20 protein-coding genes are annotated in these 21,595 nt (G+C 62.5%); 14 read left to right on the forward strand and 6 right to left on the reverse strand.

What is annotated here, in order from left to right:
* The first annotated feature begins 26 nt into the window (after nt 1-26).
* Nucleotides 27-353 carry a YnfA family protein gene (locus tag CYR52_RS16250; RefSeq protein WP_101828947.1) on the forward strand — a complete coding sequence of 109 codons (327 nt, stop codon included), beginning with the start codon at nt 27-29 and terminating at the stop codon, nt 351-353.
* Nucleotides 354-397: 44 nt separating this feature from the next.
* On the opposite strand, the gene ydfG is transcribed toward CYR52_RS16250, so the two are convergent.
* Both ydfG and CYR52_RS16260 read right to left on the reverse strand, forming a co-directional pair.
* On the reverse strand, nt 398-1,147 hold the full coding sequence (gene ydfG, locus CYR52_RS16255) for a bifunctional NADP-dependent 3-hydroxy acid dehydrogenase/3-hydroxypropionate dehydrogenase YdfG (RefSeq protein WP_072933240.1): 750 nt from the start codon (nt 1,145-1,147) through the stop codon (nt 398-400).
* A 105-nt stretch (nt 1,148-1,252) separates the two neighbouring features.
* Nucleotides 1,253-2,704 carry an MFS transporter gene (locus CYR52_RS16260; RefSeq protein ID WP_072933242.1) on the reverse strand — a complete coding sequence of 484 codons (1,452 nt, stop codon included), beginning with the start codon at nt 2,702-2,704 and terminating at the stop codon, nt 1,253-1,255.
* Between the two features lie 567 nt (nt 2,705-3,271).
* Between CYR52_RS16260 and guaD the strand changes: the two genes are divergently transcribed.
* From guaD to dcp, 6 genes are all read left to right on the forward strand, one after another.
* Nucleotides 3,272-4,585: a guanine deaminase gene (guaD, locus tag CYR52_RS16270; protein WP_101828949.1), complete on the forward strand. Its 1,314-nt coding sequence runs from the start codon at nt 3,272-3,274 to the stop codon at nt 4,583-4,585.
* A gap of 105 nt (nt 4,586-4,690) precedes the next feature.
* On the forward strand, nt 4,691-5,326 hold the full coding sequence (locus tag CYR52_RS16275; protein WP_072933248.1) for a TetR/AcrR family transcriptional regulator: 636 nt from the start codon (nt 4,691-4,693) through the stop codon (nt 5,324-5,326).
* A 190-nt stretch (nt 5,327-5,516) separates the two neighbouring features.
* Nucleotides 5,517-6,944, forward strand: coding sequence for a xanthine dehydrogenase small subunit (xdhA, locus tag CYR52_RS16280; protein WP_101828950.1), 1,428 nt, complete (start codon nt 5,517-5,519; stop codon nt 6,942-6,944).
* A complete protein-coding gene (gene xdhB, locus CYR52_RS16285) occupies nt 6,937-9,351 on the forward strand; it encodes a xanthine dehydrogenase molybdopterin binding subunit (protein WP_175578998.1) in 2,415 nt (804 codons plus the stop codon). Before xdhA ends, xdhB begins: the two co-directional genes overlap by 8 nt.
* A complete protein-coding gene (xdhC, locus tag CYR52_RS16290; RefSeq protein WP_101828952.1) occupies nt 9,338-10,126 on the forward strand; it encodes a xanthine dehydrogenase accessory protein XdhC in 789 nt (262 codons plus the stop codon). The genes xdhB and xdhC overlap by 14 nt, the downstream gene beginning before the upstream one ends.
* A 303-nt stretch (nt 10,127-10,429) precedes the next feature.
* Nucleotides 10,430-12,580 carry a peptidyl-dipeptidase Dcp gene (gene dcp / locus CYR52_RS16295; protein WP_241522427.1) on the forward strand — a complete coding sequence of 717 codons (2,151 nt, stop codon included), beginning with the start codon at nt 10,430-10,432 and terminating at the stop codon, nt 12,578-12,580.
* Between the two features lie 152 nt (nt 12,581-12,732).
* Here the strand turns inward: dcp and CYR52_RS16300 are convergent, their stop codons facing one another.
* Nucleotides 12,733-14,166 carry an MFS transporter gene (locus tag CYR52_RS16300; protein WP_101828953.1) on the reverse strand — a complete coding sequence of 478 codons (1,434 nt, stop codon included), beginning with the start codon at nt 14,164-14,166 and terminating at the stop codon, nt 12,733-12,735.
* Between the two features lie 158 nt (nt 14,167-14,324).
* On the opposite strand from CYR52_RS16300, the gene CYR52_RS16305 reads away from it, so the two are divergent.
* From CYR52_RS16305 to CYR52_RS16315, 3 genes are all read left to right on the forward strand, one after another.
* Entirely contained in the window at nt 14,325-14,960 is a 636-nt protein-coding gene (locus CYR52_RS16305; protein ID WP_101828954.1) for a helix-turn-helix transcriptional regulator, read from the forward strand.
* Nucleotides 14,961-15,040: 80 nt separating this feature from the next.
* On the forward strand, nt 15,041-15,724 hold the full coding sequence (ypfH, locus tag CYR52_RS16310; RefSeq protein WP_072933260.1) for an esterase: 684 nt from the start codon (nt 15,041-15,043) through the stop codon (nt 15,722-15,724).
* Between the two features lie 113 nt (nt 15,725-15,837).
* Nucleotides 15,838-16,020: a YodC family protein gene (locus tag CYR52_RS16315; protein ID WP_072933262.1), complete on the forward strand. Its 183-nt coding sequence runs from the start codon at nt 15,838-15,840 to the stop codon at nt 16,018-16,020.
* Here CYR52_RS16315 and CYR52_RS16320 read toward each other — a convergent pair.
* Nucleotides 16,017-16,832 (reverse strand): sugar phosphate isomerase/epimerase family protein, encoded by an 816-nt coding sequence (locus CYR52_RS16320; protein WP_101828956.1) that lies wholly within the window; start codon nt 16,830-16,832, stop codon nt 16,017-16,019. The genes CYR52_RS16315 and CYR52_RS16320 overlap by 4 nt on opposite strands.
* Nucleotides 16,833-17,087: 255 nt before the next feature.
* On the opposite strand from CYR52_RS16320, the gene CYR52_RS16325 reads away from it, so the two are divergent.
* The gene (locus tag CYR52_RS16325) at nt 17,088-17,735 is read left to right on the forward strand and encodes a phosphohydrolase (protein WP_101828957.1); all 648 of its coding nucleotides are present in this window, start codon (nt 17,088-17,090) and stop codon (nt 17,733-17,735) included.
* An 81-nt stretch (nt 17,736-17,816) separates the two neighbouring features.
* Here the strand turns inward: CYR52_RS16325 and CYR52_RS16330 are convergent, their stop codons facing one another.
* Complete coding sequence (locus CYR52_RS16330) at nt 17,817-18,695, reverse strand: helix-turn-helix domain-containing protein (RefSeq protein ID WP_072933269.1); 879 nt, start codon at nt 18,693-18,695, stop codon at nt 17,817-17,819.
* A 271-nt stretch (nt 18,696-18,966) separates the two neighbouring features.
* On the opposite strand from CYR52_RS16330, the gene CYR52_RS16335 reads away from it, so the two are divergent.
* Nucleotides 18,967-19,659 (forward strand): GntR family transcriptional regulator, encoded by a 693-nt coding sequence (locus tag CYR52_RS16335; RefSeq protein WP_072933271.1) that lies wholly within the window; start codon nt 18,967-18,969, stop codon nt 19,657-19,659.
* A 145-nt stretch (nt 19,660-19,804) separates the two neighbouring features.
* Nucleotides 19,805-20,455, forward strand: coding sequence for an SDR family oxidoreductase (locus CYR52_RS16340; RefSeq protein WP_072933273.1), 651 nt, complete (start codon nt 19,805-19,807; stop codon nt 20,453-20,455).
* Between the two features lie 45 nt (nt 20,456-20,500).
* Here CYR52_RS16340 and CYR52_RS16345 read toward each other — a convergent pair whose 3' ends face one another.
* A complete protein-coding gene (locus tag CYR52_RS16345; protein WP_072933275.1) occupies nt 20,501-20,716 on the reverse strand; it encodes a hypothetical protein in 216 nt (71 codons plus the stop codon).
* 383 nt (nt 20,717-21,099) lie between these two features.
* On the opposite strand from CYR52_RS16345, the gene CYR52_RS16350 reads away from it, so the two are divergent.
* Nucleotides 21,100-21,573, forward strand: a complete 474-nt coding sequence (locus tag CYR52_RS16350; protein ID WP_072933278.1) for a nuclear transport factor 2 family protein — start codon at nt 21,100-21,102, stop codon at nt 21,571-21,573.
* Nucleotides 21,574-21,595 lie beyond the last annotated feature (22 nt).

Here is a 21,595-nt window from a genome sequence, read left to right on the forward strand (position 1 = left end):
GGTTTACCCGGCATTGAAGGAGCCCCATGATAAAAACGACCCTGCTGTTTTTCCTCACCGCGCTGGCGGAGATCACCGGCTGTTTTCTGCCCGGGCTGTGGCTGAAAAAAGGGGGCGGGGCCTGGCTGTTGTTACCGGCCGCCCTGAGCCTGATGCTGTTTGTGTGGCTGTTGACGCTGCACCCGGCAGCCAGCGGCCGTGTCTATGCGGCGTATGGCGGGGCGTATGTGTTTACCGCACTGGTGTGGTTGCGGCTGGTGGACGGCGTGCGCCTGAGCAGCACGGACTGGGTGGGGGCGCTGGTGGCGCTGGCCGGGATGCTGATCATTGTCTCCGGCTGGCGCAATGGCTGAACCGGGCAGGAAAAACGCGGGGCAGCGGCGCCCCGCAGGCGGCATTATGCGTCGCGGTGCACCTTCAGCCCGGCAAAGGACTGGCTGACCGGCATGATCTCCAGCCGGTTAATGTTGACGTGCGGCGGCAGGGTACAGGCCCAGAACACCGACTCGGCGATATCGTCCGGCATCAGCGGGTTGGCGTTGTCATAGGTCTGGCTGGCTTTGTCATCATCGCCCTTGAAGCGGACATTGGAAAACTCGGTGCCGCCCACCAGCCCCGGCTCGATGTCCGTGACGCGCACCTGTGTCCCGGCCAGGTCGGCGCGCAGGTTCAGGCTGAACTGTTTCACGAACGCCTTGGTGGCCCCGTACACGTTGCCGCCCTGATACGGCCAGCTCCCGGCGATTGACCCCATATTGACCACATGCCCGCGGTTGCGCTCCACCATACCCGGCAGCACGGCGCGGGTCATAAACACCAGCCCTTTGGTGTTGGTGTCGATCATGGTTTCCCAGTCATCGCTGCTGGCTTTGTGCGCCGGCTCCAGCCCCAGTGCCAGCCCGGCGTTGTTGACCAGCACATCAATCTCGCGCCATCCGGCGGGCAGCGCCGCCAGCATCGCCTCAATCTCCGCCCGGTTGCGCACATCCAGCTGCGCCACATACACCTGATCCCCCAGCGTCTCTTTCAGCGCATCCAGCCGGGCCTGGCGGCGGCCGGTGGCAATCACTTTATGTCCCTCATTGATGAAACGGCGGGTAATGGCTTCGCCAAAACCGGCTGTGGCACCGGTAACCAAAATAATCATGTCATTGTTCCTTAATGGGTTAATGGTCTTCAGTGAATGATGTGTCTTATCGGTTGTCTGCGTCTTTCAGGGTAGCAGAGCCCCGGCTCTGCGGCCGGATAATGCTTACTTGGCAGAGTCCGCCGGGGTTTTGCGCCGCCCCCCGGCCGCCTCCTGCAAGGTTTTCTGCCGCACGTTGTCCCCGGCAGTGTGGCCGAGCGTAAAGGTGTCCGCCACCGCCAGCAGGGCCAGCAGCCCCATCATGATAAAGGCGAAGTGGAAGGCGGCCAGCGGCGGCCCGGCTTCGCTGCCCGGCGTCAGCCACTCCCCGGCGCGCAGCGCCAGCGCACCGAGCGCAATGCCCAGCCCGCCGCCAAGCTGTTGCGACATATTAAACAGCGTGTTGGCCCCGCCCATGCGCGGTTGCGGCACCTCGGAGAAGGCCAGCGTATTGAGCGCGGTAAACTGCATCGACCGCGTCAGCCCGCTGACGAACAGCAGCGCGGCAATCAGCGCCACCGGCGTGGCCGGGGTGATCAGCGCGCAGGCGAAAATGGTCAGTGCGTTCAGCACGCCGTTCACCCACAGCGTGGTGCGGAACGGGAAGCGGTAAAGGATCGCCGAGGTAAAGGGTTTCATCACCAGGTTCCCGGCAAACACCGCCAGCACCAGCAGCCCGGCATGGAAGGCGTTCATGCCGAAGCCGAGCTGGAACAGCAGCGGCAGCAAAAACGGCACCGCGCCGATGGCGATACGGAACAGGCTGCCGCCGAATACCGTGACGGCGTAACTTTTCAGCCGCAGCGCCCAGAGGTCCAGCACCGGGTAAGGGGTGCGCCGCGCGTGCCAGATCGCCAGCGCGCCCAGCAGCAGGCTGATGATAATGCACAGCGGCGGCAGCCAGGGGCGCTCCGCCACGCCGTTAAACAGATCGAGGCCGAACATCAGGCCAAAGCAGGCAAGCCCGGTGAGCATAAACCCGGTGATATCAAACGGTACCGTCTGGTCGCCCGGCTGGGCGGGGATAAGCCGCAGGCTGAACCAGATGGCGACCAGCCCCAGCGGCAGGTTAAGCAGGAAAATCCAGTGCCACGACGCATAAGTGGTGACGAACCCGCCCACTGCCGGGCCGAGGATCGGCGCCACCAGCCCCGGCCAGGTAATGGTGGCGATCGCTTTGATCAGCCCCGATTTCGGCGTATTGTGCAGCACCACCAACCGGCCGACCGGCACCATCAGCGCCCCGGCAAAGCCCTGTAACATCCGGGCGGCGGTAAACGTCATCAGGTTGACGCTCAGGGCGCAGAACAGGGAAGAGAGGGTAAACAGCAGCAGCGCGGCGGTGAACACCCGGCGTGCACCGAAGCGGTTGGCGATCCAACCGCTGGCCGGGATAAACACCGTCAACGTCAGGATATAGGCAGACACGCCGATGTTCAGGTCTACCGCTTCCACACCAAAGGCGCGCGCCATCTGCGGCAGTGCCGTCACAATCACCGTGGCGTCGAGGTTTTCCATAAAAAAGGCCCCGGCCACCAGCAGCGGCAGGGCCGGGCCGTCCGTGGTGGTGCGCTTCATTGCGGCCTCCTGGGAGTGTCCATCGTGCTGCTGCCAACAGAGAAACCAGATCCGGACATGGCACCGCCTTTTTAATGAGGGGAAGGGCAGAAGAGTGTTGAGCATAACCGATCCCGCTTGACCGTCAACCGGTGTACCGGCCGCCCGGTGCGCCTGAGGCTGCACCGGGCAGAGCATTATTTTCCCGGAGGAAAGGCGGCCAGCAAGAGATGCCTTTGCACGTCGCTGTCACAGCAAAAACTGGCGACTTATCTTGCGGTGAAAAAAATCCTGCCCGGCGGCTTTTTTCTGCCGGTGATGCACAAACGGGGTGCAGGCACCGCGCAGGCCGGAAAAGGGCGGCCGCGCAGCAAACGGTTGCGTTACGCGGGCAACCGTTTGCCTGTTTTTGCACCTGCGCCCCGCAGCAAAAAAAACCGTTGTGGTCAGGGTGAGTGGCCGGTGTGTTAAAAATAAAACACTGTGTTACAAACACTTAGCGAAAAAATTTCTGCCCTGGCATACCCCTTGCTGAACGCTGATGAACCATACTGATAATACGAAGCGTCTTCTGATAAGGGCAGAATCATGAACCAGACAGTCACCCGCGCCATTCGCGGCAACTTTTTTGACCTCACCGGCAGCGTCAGTGACCCGGATGAGATAACCGACCGGGTGCGGTATGTGGAAGATGGCGTGCTGCTGCTTAACGGCGGCCGGATTGTCTGGCACGGTGACCGGATGGCACCACAGGCGCAGTTGCCGGAGGGCATACCGGTTGAGGATTACCGCGGCAAACTGATCGTGCCCGGTTTTATTGATACCCATATCCACTACCCGCAGACGGAAATGGTCGGGGCCTATGGTGAGCAGCTGCTGAGCTGGCTGAAAAATTATACCTTCCCGACCGAAGCGCAATACGAGTGCGCCGGGCACGCGGCGGAGATGTCACAGTTCTTCCTCCGGCAGTTGCTGGCCAACGGCACCACCACCGCGCTGGTGTTCGGCACCGTCCACCCGCAGTCGGTGGAGGCGCTGTTTACCGCGGCGGAAGCGTTGCAGATGCGGCTTATCGCCGGGAAAGTGATGATGGACCGCAACGCGCCGGAAGCCCTGCTGGAAGAGGCGGAAACCAGCTACACGCAAACGCGCGACCTGATCCGCCGCTGGCACAACCGCGGCCGCCTCGGTTATGCGCTGACGCCGCGCTTTGCGCCGACCTCTTCCCCGGCGCTGCTCGAGGCGGTGCGCCGCCTGCGGGATGAATTCCCTGATACCTGGGTGCATACCCACCTCAGTGAAAACAGCGACGAAGTGGCGTGGGTCAGGGCGCTCTACCCGGATCACGCCCACTATCTCGGCGTTTACCATGATTACGGCCTGACCGGCAAAAAAAGCGTGTTCGCCCACTGCCTGCATTTGTGTGACGACGAATGGGCCTGTATGGCCGCCAGTGATTCCGCCATCGCCTTTTGCCCCACCTCTAACCTGTTCCTCGGCAGCGGGCTGTTCCGCCTGCAAAAAGCGTGGGAACAGCGGGTGCGGGTCGGCATCGGCAGTGACATCGGCGCGGGGACTACCTTCAGCATCCTCTCCACGCTGGGCGAAGCGTACAAAGTGGGGCAGTTGCAACAGTACCGCCTGTCAGCCTTTGAGGCGTTCTACCACGCCACCCTGGGCGGCGCGCGCGCCCTGCACCTCGACGACAAGATCGGCAATTTCGACCCCGGCAAAGAGGCGGATTTCGTGGTGCTGGACGGCAACGCCACCGCGCTGCAACAACTGCGTGCCGCCAACAGCACGACGCTGGCGGAGAAACTTTTCGTGCTGATGACACTGGGGGATGACCGCAACATCCACGCCACCTGGGTCAACGGCGAGCCGGTCTACCGCGCCGGGTAAACCGCGCCCGCGGCGGGGGTGCGCCTGACCGCATTCCCCGCTACACTGCCTCTACGCCGGGCGCACGCCCCAGAATGAGGCAACCAGCAGGGACCACGCACCACCATGAACAGTGAAACCAATGGGCGCGGGCGCATCGCCCGTGAACGGATGCTTGATGTGATCCGCAGTGCGGCCATCAGCGAATTCAGCGAGAAGGGCTTTTCCGGGGCCACCACGCAAGCGATTGCCCAGCGTGCCGGGATGAAAAAAACCCAGTTACATTATTACATTGCCGGTAAAGAGGAGCTGTATGAGGAGCTGTTGCAGCGCGTATTAACGCTGTGGGACGACATTATGCGGTTTGACCCGGCGCTGACGGAGCCGTCCGCGGTGCTCAGCCGCTATATCCGCAACAAGTTGCACTTCTCGTTTACCCAACCGGCGCTGTCACGCATCTTCACCAGTGAGGTGCTGAGCGGCGGCCACTATCTAGAGAAGTACTGGCCGCCGGCGACGGAGAATATCCGCCAGAAAGAAATGCTTATTAATGAATGGATTACGCAGGGTCTGATCCGCCCGCTGGATGCGCGCCTGTTTATTATGCACATCTGGGCGATCACCCAGTACTACGCCGACTTCGCAGTGCAGGTGAAAAATATGTACCGCGACCCGCAGGATTCCCCGGCCACCCAGGAACACATTATCCGCGAAGTGACCGATCTGGTGCTGCGCGGCTGCCTGCCATCGCCCCCGGCATAAATTAACAAAATGTTTACCTGGCACTGAAATTGCTTAATTAACTGACAATATCTGACCGGTTGTACAAATCATCTGTACAGGAAAGTCAGGGTACAGAAAGGTCGCTTGTACAGACACTCACCTGTACAGCCCTGTCATCTTATTAAGCCGGTGCCGCGCAGGCGGCACCCCAGCGCCACAGGGTAACGTTATGATCCAATTTCTGCTTAACCAACGCCTGCACCGTGAAAGCCGGCTCGACCCGAACACCACCGTGCTGACCTGGCTGCGCCGCCACCAGCAGCGTTGCGGCACCAAAGAGGGGTGCGCCTCCGGCGACTGCGGGGCCTGTACCGTGGTGCTGGCCGAACCGGCCGGCGACCGGTTGCGCTACCGCACCGTGAACGCCTGCATCACGCTGGTCAGCGCGCTTGACGGCAAACAGCTGATCACCGTGGAAGATCTCAAACAGCGCGACCAGTTGCACCCGGTGCAGCAGGCGATGGTAGATTGCCACGCCTCGCAATGCGGGTTCTGCACGCCGGGCTTTGTGATGTCGCTGTTTGCGTTACAAAAACAGCACGGGCAGGGCAGTACCGAACAGGCGCTGGCCGGGAATCTCTGCCGCTGCACCGGCTACCGGCCGATTGTGGCCGCGGCTGACCACCTGGCAGCGCAAGGCACCAAAGACGACCAGTTCGATCAGGCCGAGGCACAGACGCTGGCGCGGCTCAATGCCCTGGCACCGGCGGGGCTGCGGCAACTCAGTGATAACGGCCAGCGCTGCCTGATGCCGGACTCGCTGGCCGCACTGGCTGAGGCCTTTCTGGCCGAGCCGCACGCGCAGCTGGTGGCAGGCGGCACCGATCTGGCGCTGGCGATCACCCAGCGCAGCCAACATTTCCCATTATTGATTTCACTCAATCAGGTGCCGGAACTGCGCACTATTGAACAGCATCCGCACCACGTATCAATCGGGGCCGCCGTGCCGCTCACGGATTGCCTGCCGGTATTGCGGGAACAGATCCCGGCGTTTGCCGACCTGATGACGCGCTTTGCCTCACAGCAAATCCGCAATCAGGGCACGCTCGGCGGCAGCCTGGCGAACGCCTCGCCCATCGGGGACGCCGCCCCGGCGCTGCTGGCGCTGAATGCCTCACTGGAACTGCGGCGCGGTGCAGAGACGCGCACCCTGCCGCTGGATGACTTCTTCCTGAGCTACCGCCAGACGGCGCTGCAACCCGGCGAATTTATCGCACGTATCCTGATCCCGCATGTGACAACGTCACTAAAAATCTACAAAGTGTCGAAGCGCCAGGAAGACGACATCTCGGCGGTTTGCGCCGCCTTCAGCCTCGACATCCGGCACGGTGTGGTGCAGGCCGCCCGGCTGGCCTACGGCGGCATGGCGGCGATCCCGGCGCGGGCGCGGCATACGGAACAGGCGCTGGTGGGCCAGCCGTGGCAACTCTCCACGCTGGAACTGGCCTGCCGGGCGCTGGCCGACGATTTCACCCCCATCAGTGATTTCCGCGCCGGCAGCGCCTACCGCCTGTTGGTGGCGCAGAACCTGCTGCGCCGCGCCTATTTCGAACTCTCCACCCCGCACCAGCCGATCAAGGTGACTGACTATGTCTAAAGCGATCCCGGTGATGAGCCAACAAGAGATGGAAGCCCGGTTCCGTGCCGGGCTGACGAGCGGCGCAGGCCGCAGCCGGAAACATGAGAGCGCCGAAAAGCATGTCACCGGCGAAGCGGTCTATATTGATGACCGGTTGGAGTTTCCCAACCAGCTCCATCTGGTGCCGCGCCTGAGTGAGGTGGCGCACGCGGAGATCCTGCGGATTGACGTTGCGCCCTGTTACGCCTTTCCCGGTGTGGTGCGGGTCTTCACCGCGCAGGATGTGCCGGGCGACAATGACATTGCGCCGCTGACGGTGGGCGACCCGCTCTATGCGGACGGCAAAGTCGAGTACCTCGGGCAGGTGGTGCTGGTGGTGGCCGCGGATGACCCGCTCACCGCGCGCCGTGCTGCCCAGGCCGCAATCATTGAGTACCGCGAACTGCCGGCGATTTTTGATGTGAAAACGGCGTTGCAGGCCGGGCATCTGGTTGAGGCGAGCCACCACCACCGGCGCGGGAATTCCGCCGCCGCACTGGCCGCTGCCCCGCGCCGCATCCAGGGCGAGCTGCATATCGGCGGGCAGGAGCACTTCTACCTGGAGACGCAGATCGCCTCCGTGATGCCCGGCGAAGACGGCAGTATGCTGGTCTACAGCTCCACCCAGAACCCCACAGAAGTGCAGAAACTGGTGGGATCGGTGCTCGGGGTGCCGATGCACAAAGTGGTGATCGACATGCGCCGGATGGGCGGCGGGTTTGGCGGTAAAGAGACGCAGGCCGCCGCCGCGGCCTGCCATGCGGCCCTGGCGGCGCGGCTCACCGGCCGCCCGGCCAAAATGCGCCTCTCCCGCCAGGACGACATGATGATGACCGGCAAGCGCCACCCGTTCTACGTGCGCTATGACGTCGGGTTTAACGACCACGGCGTGATCCACGGCATTGAGATTGACCTGGCGGCCAACTGCGGCTACTCGCTGGACCTCTCCGGCTCCATCGTTGACCGGGCAATGTTCCACGCCGATAACGCCTACTACCTTGGCGACGTCACCATCACCGGCCACCGCTGCAAAACCCACCTCGCGTCCAACACCGCCTACCGCGGCTTCGGCGGCCCGCAGGGCATGATGGCGATTGAAAACATCCTCGACCATATCGCGCGCGAAACCGGCCACGACCCGCTGGCGGTGCGCCGCGCCAACTATTACGGCGGGCCGGGGCGTGACGTCACACCCTATTACCAGACCGTGGAACAGAACCTGCTGCATGAGATCACCGACGAGCTGGCGCAGAGTGCGGACTATGCCGCCCGGCGGGCGGAGATCGCCGCGTTCAATGCCGCCAGCCCGGTACTGAAACGCGGGCTGGCGCTGACGCCGGTAAAATTCGGCATCTCCTTTACCGCCAGCTTCCTCAACCAGGGCGGGGCGCTGGTGCTGGTCTACACCGACGGCAGCATCCAGCTGAACCACGGCGGCACCGAGATGGGCCAGGGGCTGAATACCAAGGTCGCGCAGGTGGTGGCCGAGGTGTTCCAGGTGGACATCGACACCATCCAGATCACCGCCACCGACACCGGCAAAGTACCGAACACCTCACCGACGGCCGCCTCGTCCGGCACCGATCTCAACGGCAAGGCGGCGCAGAATGCGGCAGAGACCATCAAACAGCGGCTGATCGCCATGCTGATGGCGACCCATCAGGCGCAGGCGGACGAGATTGTTTTCCGCAACGGCGTGGTGCGGGTGAAAGATCGCTACTACAGCTTTGCCGAGGTGGCGCGGCAGGCGCACTTTAACCAGGTGTCGCTCTCCGCCACCGGCTACTACCGCACGCCGAAAATCTTCTACGACCGCGACAACGCCGCCGGCCACCCGTTCTATTACTACAGCTACGGCGCGGCCTGCGCGGAAGTGGTCATCGACACCCTGACCGGCGAGTACCGGCTGTTGCGCACTGACATCCTGCATGACGTCGGTGCCTCGCTGAACCCGGCGATCGACATCGGCCAGGTGGAGGGCGGTTTTGTGCAGGGCATGGGCTGGCTCACCTGCGAGGAGCTGGTCTGGGATGTGCGCGGGCGGCTGCTCACCAACAGCGCGGCCAGTTATAAAATCCCGGCGATAGGCGACGTGCCGCCGGATCTGCGGGTCAAACTGCTGGAGAACCGCAAAAACCCGGAGGACACCGTGTTCCACTCGAAAGCCGTGGGCGAGCCGCCGTTTATGCTGGGCATCGCCGTGTGGTGTGCGCTTAAGGATGCGGTCGCGGCACTCGGCCATTACCGGCACTCACCCCGGCTTGACGCCCCGGCGACGCCGGAACGGGTGTTGATGGCGGTGATGGCGATGCAGCGGCAGGCTGACCGTGAGGTTGTGACCCCCGTGCCGGAAACCGGGCAGGAGCAGGCCTATGCGACACGATGAGTGGCTGACGACCCTGAATGACCTGCAACAGCGCGGCGAATCCTGCGTGCTGGTGACGGTAGTGGAGCACCACGGCTCCACCCCGCGTGACAGCGGCAGCAAAATGGTGGTCACGGCTGACCGCTGTTACCACACCATCGGCGGCGGCAACCTGGAGTTTCAGGCGCTGGCGCAGGCCCGGACGCTGTTGCACAGCGCCGCGCCGGCCACCCGGCTTGAGCGTTTCCCGCTGGCAGCCAGGCTTGGGCAGTGCTGCGGCGGCAGCGCCACGCTGCTGTTTGAGCCGCTGGTGCAGCGGCAGCCGCTGATTGCGGTGTTCGGGGCCGGGCATGTCGGCCGGGCGCTGGTGACCCTGCTGGCGACCCTGCCATGCCGCATCCACTGGGTAGACAGCCGCGCGGCGGAGTTCCCGGCCGTGCTGCCGCCGGGGGTGGTGCAGCAGGTGGCGGAGGAGCCGGAAGAGGTGGTGGCCACACTGCCGCCGGGCAGCTATTTCGTGGTGCTGACGCACGATCACCCGCTCGATCTGGCGCTCAGTGAACAGATCCTGCGCCGGGACGATTTCCGCTACTTCGGGCTGATTGGGTCGGCCACGAAACGCAAACGCTTCGATTACCGCCTCAGCGGCAAAGGCATCAGCGACGCCGGTTTGCAACGGATGCGCTGCCCGATCGGGCTGCCGGATGTCACCGGCAAGTTACCGGCAGAGATTGCCGTGGCAATTGCCGGTGAAATAATCGCCTGTTATCAGGCTGACCGGAAAAATCTTGCGTAACATTTCGCAAAAAAGCATGACAGCATTTTGCTGAAGCAGGCAATGCCACCTATGCTCATGAGGTCATTTATCAGCAGCTTAGCCGGCGGCGAGGGCGCAACCGGCTCACAGGGAGGCGTCTTTCCGCTTATGGTCACTTCTATTGCACGCAACGGCGCACGCCGTCACACGCTATCGTTCTATTCCAGCCGTTCCCCGTTTCCCGCCTTACGCCTGTCGCCGCTGTTGCTGGCGCTGACCGTGGCCTGGGGAGGCAGTGTCCTGCCGGCCGGGGCGGCCCCCACCACAGCACAGGAGACGGCCATGCCGAGTGAACAGCAAAGCCCATCGTCACCCACGGCGGTACTGCAACGCCTGGAGAACCCGTTTTTCTCCGTCAGCCCGCTGAGTATGCAGGCCCCGGCCTTTGATAAAATCAAAGAGAGCGATTACCGCCCGGCGCTGCTGGAGGGCATCCGCCAGAAGCAGGAGGAAGTGGAGAAGATCGCCGCCAACCCGGACGCCCCGACCTTTGAGAACACGCTGGTGGCGCTGGAGCGCACCGGCAGCCTGCTGACGCGGGTCAATAACGTGTTTGGGGCCATGACCTCCGCCAATACCAGCGATAACCTGCAAAAACTCGATGAGGAGATCGCCCCGAAACTGGCGGCGCTGGGGGATGCCATCCAGCTCAACAGCGCGCTGTTTAAGCGCATCGACACCCTCTACCAGCAGCGCGACAGCCTGGCGCTGAACCCGGAGGATCGCCGCCTGCTGGAGGTCACCTGGCAGGATTTCGTGCTGGCCGGGGCCAGACTCTCTGACGCCGACAAAACCGCGCTGAAACAGCTTAACCAGGAGGCGGCCACCCTCAGCACCCGCTTTACCCAGCGGTTACTGGCGGCCACCAAAGCCGGGGCGCTGACAGTGACGGATCAGGCACAGCTGGCCGGGCTGAGCGAGCCGGAGATGGCGGCCGCAGCCGCGGCGGCCAAAGAGCGCAACCTGGAAAACCAGTGGGTTATCGTGTTGCAGAACACCACCCAGCAACCGGCCCTGCAAAGCCTGGAAAACCGGGCCACCCGGCAGGCGCTGTTTGAGGCGTCCTGGAACCGGGCGGAAAAGGGCGACGCCAACGATACCCGGCTGATGATTGCCCGGCTGGCGCAGGTGCGCAGCCAGCAGGCTAAATTGCTGGGCTTCCCGACCTATGCCGCCTGGAAACTCCAGGACCAGATGGCGAAAACCCCGGAGGCGGCGCTGAAATTTATGCATGACATCGTTCCGGCCGCCACCGAGCGGGTGAAGCGCGAGGCGCAGGATATTCAGGCGCTGATCGACAGCCAGAACGGCAATTTCAAACTGGAGGCGTGGGACTGGCAGCACTACGCCGAGCAGGTGCGCAAAGCCCGCTATGACCTGGATGACACACAGATCAAACCCTACTTTGAGCTGAACAATGTGCTGCAAAACGGTGTGTTCTACGCCGCCCAATTGCTCTACGGCCTGACATTCAAAGCGCGCCCGGATCTGCCGGTGTACCACCCGGATGTGAAGGTGTACGAGGTGTTTGATAAAAAGGGCAAATCGCTGGCGCTGTTCTACACCGACTATTTTAAGCGTGACAACAAAAGCGGCGGCGCGTGGATGAGCAACTTCGTTGACCAGTCGAAACTGCTCGGCACCCGGCCGGTGATTTACAACGTCGCCAACTTTGCCAAACCGGCCGAAGGGCAACCGGCACTGCTCACCTGGGATGAGGTGATCACCCTGTTCCATGAGTTCGGCCATGCACTGCACGGCATGTTTGCTGACCAGCAATACCCGTCGCTCTCCGGCACCAACACCGCGCGTGACTTTGTGGAGTTCCCTTCCCAGTTCAATGAGCACTGGGCGGATGACCCAAAAGTCTTTGCCCGTTTTGCCCGCCATTACCAGACCAAAAAGCCGATGCCGCAGGAGCTGCGCGACAAGATCGAAAAAGCCTCGAAATTCAACAAAGGCTATGAGATGACCGAGCTGCTGGCCGCGGCGTTGCTGGACATGCACTGGCACGCGCTGACCGCTGATCAGCCGGTGCAGGATGCCGACGCCTTTGAGGCCGCCGCACTGAAACAGGACGGGCTGGACATCAGCTATGTGCCGCCGCGCTATCGCTCCAGCTACTTCCAGCACATCTGGGGGAACGGCTATGCCGCCGGGTATTACGCCTACCTCTGGACGCAGATGCTGGCGGATGACGCCTTCGAGGGCATCAAAGCGCAGGGCGGGCTGACGGCGAAAAACGGCCAGCGCTTCCGCGACATGATCCTGTCACGCGGCAACAGTGAGGATCTGGAGCAGCTCTACCGCGACTGGCGCGGCCAGGACCCGGAAATTGGCCCGATGCTGAAAGAGCGCGGCCTGACACCGGAAGAGGAGGCACCCGCCCCGGCAGCGGCCCCAGCCCCGGCAGCCAAGCCGATCAGTAAATAGCAAAACCGCAGTAGCCGGTACCCCGGCCCCGCAGGACGCGGGGCCGGGTTTTGAGGTCGTAGTGTTGAGGTCGTGGTTTTGAGAACGTGGTTTGAAGGTGTGGTTTAAGGCCATGGTTTAAGGCGAAGGTGTCACATAGTGGCACGGGCGCCTTACGCCGTATCCCGTACCACCGGCTCCGCGGCGTTTACGGCGGTGGCCTGCCGGATGCCAATCAGCGCCAGCAGCGGCACCGGGATAAACACCAGGCAGAGCCAGAACGCGGCCTCTGATGCCCCGGTTTCGCCGCCCGGCGCGTTAATCCCGGCGGCATTGGCGACCATACCGGCTAATGCCGCCCCCATCGCGGCGGTAAAGGACTGCACCAGCGTAATAGATGACCCGGCGCGGTCTTTGTCCCCGGCCTGTGCATGCAGCAAAATGCCTGCCAGCAGGTGCGGCCAGCCGACGCCCACGCCATAGCCTGTCGCCAGCAGCCCGGCTGACAGCCACAGCAACACTGCCATGCCCCCGGCAGAAGGTGCCGGTAACCAGACCAGCAGCAACACAATCCCGAACGTCATCAGCAACGGCCCGGCCAGCATCGCCCGCCGCGCCCCACGGGCGCCCAGCCCGGCGCTGCACAGTTCGCCCAGCGTCCAGCCCACCGACATCACCGCAAATAAGTAACCGGCCAGCAGCGGCGACTGCCCATGCAGCACCTGCAACAGGTAGGGCAGGTAGATATCAAACCCCATGCCGACCATCAGCAGCGCCACGGCCAGGTAAAGCCCGCCCAGCGGGGAGGAGAGTTGCAGCGACCCCACCGGCAACAACCGCACCGCCGAGCGGGCCTCGATCCGGCTTAGCACCCACAGCATCACCGCCACCAGCGCCACCCCGGCGAGATGGACGCGCCCATCGGCAGAGAGGCCGGTCACCGCCACCACCAGCACCGAAAGTACCAGCAGCGCGAGTTGCCGCCAGGCCAGCGGCTCCGGCGGCTGGCGGTGCGCATTGCCGCGCGGCAGCACCCACTGCGCGCCGAGGATAAACAGCAGCGTTAACGGCAACATCAGGCCGAATGCCCAGCGCCAGGCGTGCCAGTTGGCGAATATCCCGCCAATCGCCGGGCCAACCAGGGTGGCAATGCCCCACATGGCTGAGATCAACGCCATTGCCCGCGTCCACAGCGCCGGGGGAAACATCAGGTGCACCATGGCGTAGGAGAGCGCAAACAGGAACCCGCCGCCCAGCCCCTGCACCGTGCGCCCCACCAGCAGCAGCGGCATGGTCGGGGCCAGCGCGCAGGCCAGGCTGCCGAGGCTGAAAAACAGCGCCGCCACCGCATAGGCCGGGCGTGGGCCTGCCCAGCGCAGCAGCCGGGTAGAGAGCGCCGCGCCGAGCAGTGCGGTGACCACAAACAGGGTGGTGCTCCAGGCATACAGCGCCAGCCCGCCGATCTCCTGCACCACTGAAGGCAAAATGGTGGTGGTCAGCAGATTATTGGTGGCGTGGAGCGCCACCCCGCCGGAAAGCACCAGTGCACTGCCGCGCTGGCCGGGGGCGAACAGCGCGCCCCAGCCAGAATGTCCATGACGTTCCATCGATCACTCCTGAGTTATTTTTAGCCTGTCAGAGAACAACAGATTGAAGCGCGGCCGGCACTGCGCTAAATTAAACAAGAAATTTCTTGGAATAAAGGTGAGCGGCGGTGGGGAATAAGTCAAGCGAAAAGGTGGAAAATAGCCGGGCAGCCGATGCCATGCCGCGCCAGCCGGTGGCTGACCGGCTGATGATGCTGCTGAAAACCCGTGGGCCGTTGCAGGCTTCTGATCTCGGCCACCTGCTGGGCACCAGCGGCGAGGCGGCGCGCCAGCAGTGCGTCAAACTGGCAAAAGAGGGGCTGCTGGCGGCACAGGCCACCGCGAGCGGGGTGGGGCGTCCTGTCCAGCGCTGGCAACTTACGGCGGCCGGCCATGCGCGCTTTCCTGACACCCATGCCGAACTGACGGTGCATCTGCTGCGCATGGTGCGCGGTTCGCTGGGCGAAGCGGCCCTGGAGACGCTGATGACCGTGCGGGAGGCGGAAACCCGTGAAAACTACCGGCAGGCGATGGCGGGGGCAGAGACGCTGGACGCCCGGCTGGCACGGCTGACGGCCTTGCGCAGCCGGGAAGGGTACATGGCCGAATACCACCCCCAGGAAGATGGCAGCTACCTGCTGGTGGAGAACCACTGCCCGATTTGCGCCGCGGCGGCCAGTTGCCAGGGCTTCTGCCGCAGCGAGCTGGCCGTGTTCCGTGAGGTGTTGCAGGCCGGGGTAGAACGCAGTGAGCACATTCTCGACGGGGCGCGCCGCTGTGCCTACCGTATTACGCCGGGGGCCGCCGCCGTTTAACCCGGTATGATGGTCTATCCTTTGGAAAGAGCCTGCCTGTCGCGTTCCGGCGGCGGGCGGGGCCACACAGAGGAGCGGGTATGCATCTACAGGAATTCCTGCCGGACGAGGCACACAGCGGCGCGCCGCAACAGCTGATGGTGCTGTTGCACGGGGCCGGCGGCCAGCCGGACGATCTGGGCGCGCTGGTGATTACCCTGCGCCAGTACTGGCCGGCGGCAGCCATTGTGGTGCCGGAAGCGCCGCAACCGTTTGATGCCGATGACGCCGACCCGGAAAGCCGCCAGTGGTTTTCCGGCCGCGGGATGCGCGAGGAGGATCTGGCGGCGCGGGTCGCCGAGGCCTTGCCGCCGCTGATGACTGCCGTCCGGCAGGCCCAGCAACGGCTGGGGGTCACCGGCGCACAGACGGCGCTGATCGGCCTGGACCAGGGGGCGATTATGGCGCTGGAGGCCAGCGCCCGTGACCACGCGCTCGCCGGGCGGGTCGTGGCGTTCTCCGGCCGGTTTGCCACTTTGCCGCAACATGCCGCCCCGGCGACAACGCTGCACCTGCTGCATGGCGGCACTGACCCAGTGATTGACGTGCGCCATGCGCAGGCGGCGTTTGCGCGGCTGAAAGAGATCGACGCCGATGCCACGCTGGATATCGCCTGGGAAGCCGGGCATGAACTGGACGCCGAGCTGCTGGCGTGCGCCATTGATCTGTTGCAGAGCTATGTGCCGCAGCGGTTATGGCGTGAGGCGCTGAGCACCAAATTTTAAGCGCCGGCGGCGGGGATGCCGGCGGCGGGGATGCCGGCAGGCGAATGAAAACGAACACCACGGCTGCCGGCCAGGCAGCCTGATCATGTGCAATGCAACATAAGGAGAACAACATGGAGTTTAAAACCGGGGACATCGTCCAACCCAAAAGCGGCGGCCAGAAAATGACGGTCAAAAGCGTGGACGGCGACAGCGTAGAGTGCACCTGGGGCACCGTCGGTGAGGAGAAAACCCGCGCTTTCAGTGCGCAGGAGCTCTCCCCCTACCATGAGGACGGTGATTTCGGCGTCTGTTAAGCCTCAATAGCCAGCGCCTGCCACACGGCGGCGCTGCGGCGGATCTCCGCATCCAGCCGCCGCCGGTCAGCTTCGGTCTGCGGCGGCGTCATCGGCGTCAGGTGCGGCAGCACCAGTTCAATCGCCACATCACCGGAAAAACCGATCTGTTTCAGCGCCCGGTACTGGGCCAGGAAATCGATGTTGCCGCTGCCGATCCCGGCACGGTTCGAATCAGAAATATGGTAGATGCCCAGCCGGTCACCGGCCGCCAGAATCGCCTGCACCGGTGAGGGTTCATTGATGTTCATATGGAAACTGTCGAGGATCAGGCGAATCGCCTCGCTGCCTACCTTGTCCAGCAGATCCAACCCCTCGCGCGCGGTGTGAATCAGCGGCACCTCATAATGGTTGCAGACTTCATACAGCAGGCTGACGCCCTGTTCATGGGCATACGCGGCCACATCCCGCACGCACGCCACCAGTTGCGCGTACGCCTCTTGTTTCGTATTCGCCTGCTTGGTCCACTGCGACAGCCCCTGCAAGGTCAGCACGCCGCAGCCGGTGTCGCGCGCATAGTCCACCAGCGTGCGGTAAAAGGCGACAGCCCGCTCCGCCGTGGCCTGTGCAGGGTGTGGCGGGGCGCAGTCCAGCGGGTCGATGGCGATTATCCGAATGTTATGCGCGGCGGCGGCCCGTTTTACCCGGTCGGCCGGGCACTGGCGCGGGTCGCCGCAATACTGCACGCCCGTCAGCCGGAGGGCGGCGGCCTGCGCCATCATCGTATCCACATTGTTGACGCCCAGCGGCCAACTCACGGTGGCAAGTTGCATCTTCTCACTCCCTGGTATTTTGCAGCTACACTGTTGAATACGGGCAAAATCTATTTTGCTGTGATCTGCCCGGGAAATATGAAATCTTTATGTAAACAAGAGGTGTCATAAAAAACACGCTTTCTCTGCAACGTGTAAAACTGTTGTAACGCAGTACAGGGTATGATGCCAGCGAATAAGGCCTCCGCTAACCCTTGATTTCACAATGAATTATTCTGCAACATTGGCCGCTTTCCGGGCCGCAAGGAGTAAACGATGGTGATAAGTGAATGGGAAATCCGGTTCCAGAACTATATGGCCTCCCGACCTGAGGCAGATAAAGCACACGACATCAATCACTTACATCGCGTATGGCAGAACGCGCAATTACTCATGCAGGGGCTGGAGGCGAACCGCCTGGTGGTGCTCGCAGCCTGTTATTTCCACGATTTTGTTAACTTGCCGAAGAACCACCCACAGCGCCATCTCGCCTCAACCATGGCGGCGCAAGAGACATTGAGCCTGCTGCAAAACGACTTCCCCGATTTCCCACCTGAATTGTATGACGCCGTGGCCCACGCGGTGCGCACCCACAGTTTCAGCGCCAACATCCCGCCGCAGACGCTGGAAGCGAAAATTGTGCAGGATGCCGACCGGCTGGATACGCTGGGGGCGATTGGGCTGGCGCGGGTGTTTTATGTCTCCGGCGCGCTGGGGCGTGACCTGGTGGACCCGGACGACCCGCTGGCGGAGCGCCGCGAGCTGGATGACCGCCGTTTTACCCTCGACCATTTCCAGCAGAAGCTGTTGCGGCTGCCGGCCACCATGCAGACGCAGGCGGGCAGGGTGATTGCCGAGAAACGGACGCGGTTTTTACAGGGATATATGGAAACCTTGTGCGCGGAGTTGCGCGGGGCGGCATGATGCAGCCCTGACCCCGGCCTGCAAGGCAGCGGGCCGGGCCTGATCAGTTCAACGGCAGCATGTCAGTTCAACGACAGCATGTCAGTTCAACGACAGCATATAGTGGTAATCCACCTGGGATTGCCCCCATTTGCCGTTGTGTGCCGCCGGGTCAAGCTGGATCTGTTCAATCTCATGGCTGGCACCCACCTTCTTGCGCAACTCCGGTAACACATTGTCGAACAGGAAACTGGTGAGCTGATGGGTTTCCATCATGGTGCCGGAGAACTTGATCGACATAAAACAACCGCCGTCGACAATCACCCGCTGGGTGTCATGGGTGCTGCCGCTGGCGCTCTCCGCCAGGGTATAACGCACCGACTTGCCTTCCTGCGCCTCATTTTTACCGCTCATGATGCTGAAAATCGGGCTGCTGCGCACCGGGGCGCGGCGGAAGGCGTCACACATCAGCTGGTCGCGCATCGCCAGGAAGTGGGATTTGCTCTCCGGCGCGCTGCGGCGGTCAAACAATGTGACGTCATCACGCAGGCGTTTCAGTTGCAGCGAAGGCACGTTGATGCACTCAATATTGAGCTTGAACGGCTCCTCAAAGCGGAAATGCGGCGTCAGCAGGTCAACGTGCCAGTCATCCGAGATGCGGTACTGGTGCGGCGTGATCCCAAACCGTTTTTTGAAGGTACGGGTAAAGGTCTGCTGCGAATCAAAACTGTAATGGGTGGCGATGTCTATTATCGAATCGTCACTGGTTTTCAGCGCAATCGCCGCTTTGGAGAGACGGCGGTTGCGCATATAGGTGGCGATGTTCATGCCGGTCAGCGCGGTGAATTTACGTTGCAGGTGCCATTTTGAGTAACCGGACTTCTGGGACACCGTCTCGATGCGGGGCGCAGTGTCGAGGTGCTCTTCAATCCACTGGATCAGCTCGTCAATCAAGGCGCGATCTTTATTATATTCCGTCATAAGGGGAGGATACTCTTCATTATTGGTACAGGATCCGCGAGGGTTCATTAACCAACGATCGGTGTCGGCTGCCAATTTATTGATTCTGCCGGACGCTGTCAATTATTACTTTAATGACCGTTAAATAAATAATCCGGGTTGCGCAACGCCTTGATGGCAGACGGGTCACTGCACCGTACGGCGTTTGACCCGCTAACAAGCCGCAAGGATAATGCCGGAGTTTCTGCGGCGCATTTGCAGACAGGCAGACCTCGACAGGATAAAAAAAGAGATGAACAGAACTGCCACCACCAAACAGCGCGAAGTCACGCGCATTGTGGATATTTTGGCGCAAGCCATTGCACAGCATCGCCTCCGGCCCGGCACCCGGCTGATTGAGGCCCACATCGTGGAGGCGTTAAACGCCAACCGCAACCATGTCCAGGCGGCGCTCCAGCGTCTGGCGCTCCAGCGTATCGTGACCATTGCCCCCAACCGCGGCGCGATGGTGTCGCAGCCCTCCGCCGGGGAAGCGCGGGAGATTTTCATCGCCCGCCGCGCAATTGAGCGGGCGATTATCGAGGCGATCACCCCGGAGAAGATGGCCCCGTACCAGCCGCGACTGGCGGCGCAGATGCAGAGCGAGCGCACTGCCGTCGCGAGCGGCGACCGCCGGGCGATTGTGGAGGCGCTGAGCCGCTTCCACCAGGTGCTGGCGGAGGTGGGCGGCAACCAGGTGCTGCGGGAGATCCTCGCTAACCTGATGATGCGCAGCTCGCTGATTGTGGCGCTCTACCAGCGCAACGATGTGCCCGCCTGTTCCTCCGGCGAGCATCAGGCGATCCTGGACGCGCTGTCGCAGGGCGACGTGCCGGCCGCCACCCGCCTGATGCTTCAGCACCTCAACGTGCTGGAGAGCCAGTTGGACCTCAGCGACACCGCCACCCCCGGCCTCACCCTGCGCCAGGCGCTGCTCGACACCTGAGCCTTGATCCCGGCGAAAGCCGGGCATTCCTCCCTGGGTTTTGACTGTCACATAGCTGTCATCTGCCGCCGCTATCCTGCGGCTTTCCTGCGGGCTGCCTGCGATATGCTAAGGTTAGTGGCACATGCAAAAACAAGGAGCGCAAATGAACAGTGTGGCAATCGTGGGCGCACACGGCAAAATTGGCCAATTGATTGTGCAGAATCTGGTGGCGCAGGGCCGCCGGGCCGTGGGCATCGTGCGCAAGACTGAGCAGGTGCCGGTATTGCGCGGGCTGGGGGCGGAACCGGTACTGCTGGATGTGGAGCAGGCGACGCCGGAACAGCTGGCCACCGCGCTGGAAGGCGTGGACGCCGTGGTATTCAGCGCCGGGGCCGGGGGCGGTTCCACGGCGGAACGCAAGCGCACCGTGGATTACGGCGGCGCAGTGAAACTGATCACCGCAGCGAAACTGGCCGGGGTCAACCGCTATGTGATGGTGTCAGCGGTGGGCGCAGATGACCCGCTGCCGCCGGACACCGATGCCGTCTGGCGCGCGTATGTGGAAGCGAAACGGGATGCGGACCGCGAGTTGCGGGGCAGTGGGCTACAGTGGACGATCCTGCGCCCCGGCCCGCTCACGGACGATCCGGCCACCGGCCGGGTGACGCTGGGTGAGAAGGTCGGGCGTGGGGAGATCCCGCGGGCGGATGTGGCCGCCCTGGTGACGGCCGTGCTGGCGGAACCCGCCACGGCCGGCAAACAGTGGGAAGTGCGCAGCGGTGACACGCCGCTGCCGGCGGCCATCCTGGGCTGACCGGCCACCGGCTGCGGGGGCTGTGCCCCCGCAGCCGGGAACAGGTTAATCACATTTTTCCAGGGCTTCGCGATACGTCAGCATGTTGCTGATCGCCTGATCAATCGAGTGCAGTTTCTCCATTTTACTGGTGCCTTCGGCAAAATAGAGTTTGCCGCCCTCCTCAGAGGCCATCACCAGCAGCGGCAATTCCGCGTCAGGGTTTTTGCCGTGGTACAGGTTTTCAAGGGTTTGTTGTAACGCCGGGCAGGTTCTGCTCATGCCATACCTCCATTTTGGGTTCAGTACGATGATGTGCGTGGCGGTGGCGGCGTTCCGTTGCCACATTGGCACGCGGGGTTGCTTGAAAAAGCAGCATATTGTCAGCATAAACTTCCGGCAGTTATTTTCAATATTTATAATTTGATTTAAATCAATAGATAAGCTGAATCATTTTATCGTCCCAGGGTCTATATTTTCAGGGCCGGAAAAGCGCCTGAATTGCGCCTTACCCCGCCGGTGAAAAGGTGCGCGATCACGGGATGTTTTCTGAGTTTTAAGAGTAATCTTAATGAGCCTGGGCCGCGGCCGGTAACACTTAGCGGTCTATACCATAACGATTCAGCGCAGGACGGGTGGCAACACTGTTCAGCAGAGGGGGATTTATGACAGAAACTGAGCGCCAACATGCGCGGTTCGAAGTAATCAAGACCTACTACTCGAAACTTGATGCGCAGGACGCCACATTACTGGATCTGTTCAGCGATGACGTCGCGTTGTTCTTTCCGAAATATGGCAGCAGCCGCGGCAAAACCGAGCTGGGCAACCTGGGCAAACGCCTGGTCAGGCAGGTCGAGCGCTTTAAACATGACATCGACAACTTCCGCTATATCTGTCAGGGCGATGTGATGGTGATCGAGGGCGGTGTCAAAGGCGTGATGCAGAACGGTGACCGTTTCCCGGTGGGGGACGAGGAGTTCAACCTGTTCTGTACCGTGTTCGAGTTTGACGGTGACCTGATAAGCCGGATGCACATCTATATCGACCCGGATTACAGCCATGAAGATACCCGCCGGCTGGCCAACTACAGCCGCAGCCACAAGGTGAGCGAGGCGTTTAAGCCGGCGCTCGACGAGTAACGTTCTGCGGGCGTCCCGGCCG

The sequence above is a fragment of the Chimaeribacter arupi genome, from assembly GCF_002858805.1.
GTDB lineage: Bacteria > Pseudomonadota > Gammaproteobacteria > Enterobacterales > Enterobacteriaceae > Chimaeribacter > Chimaeribacter arupi.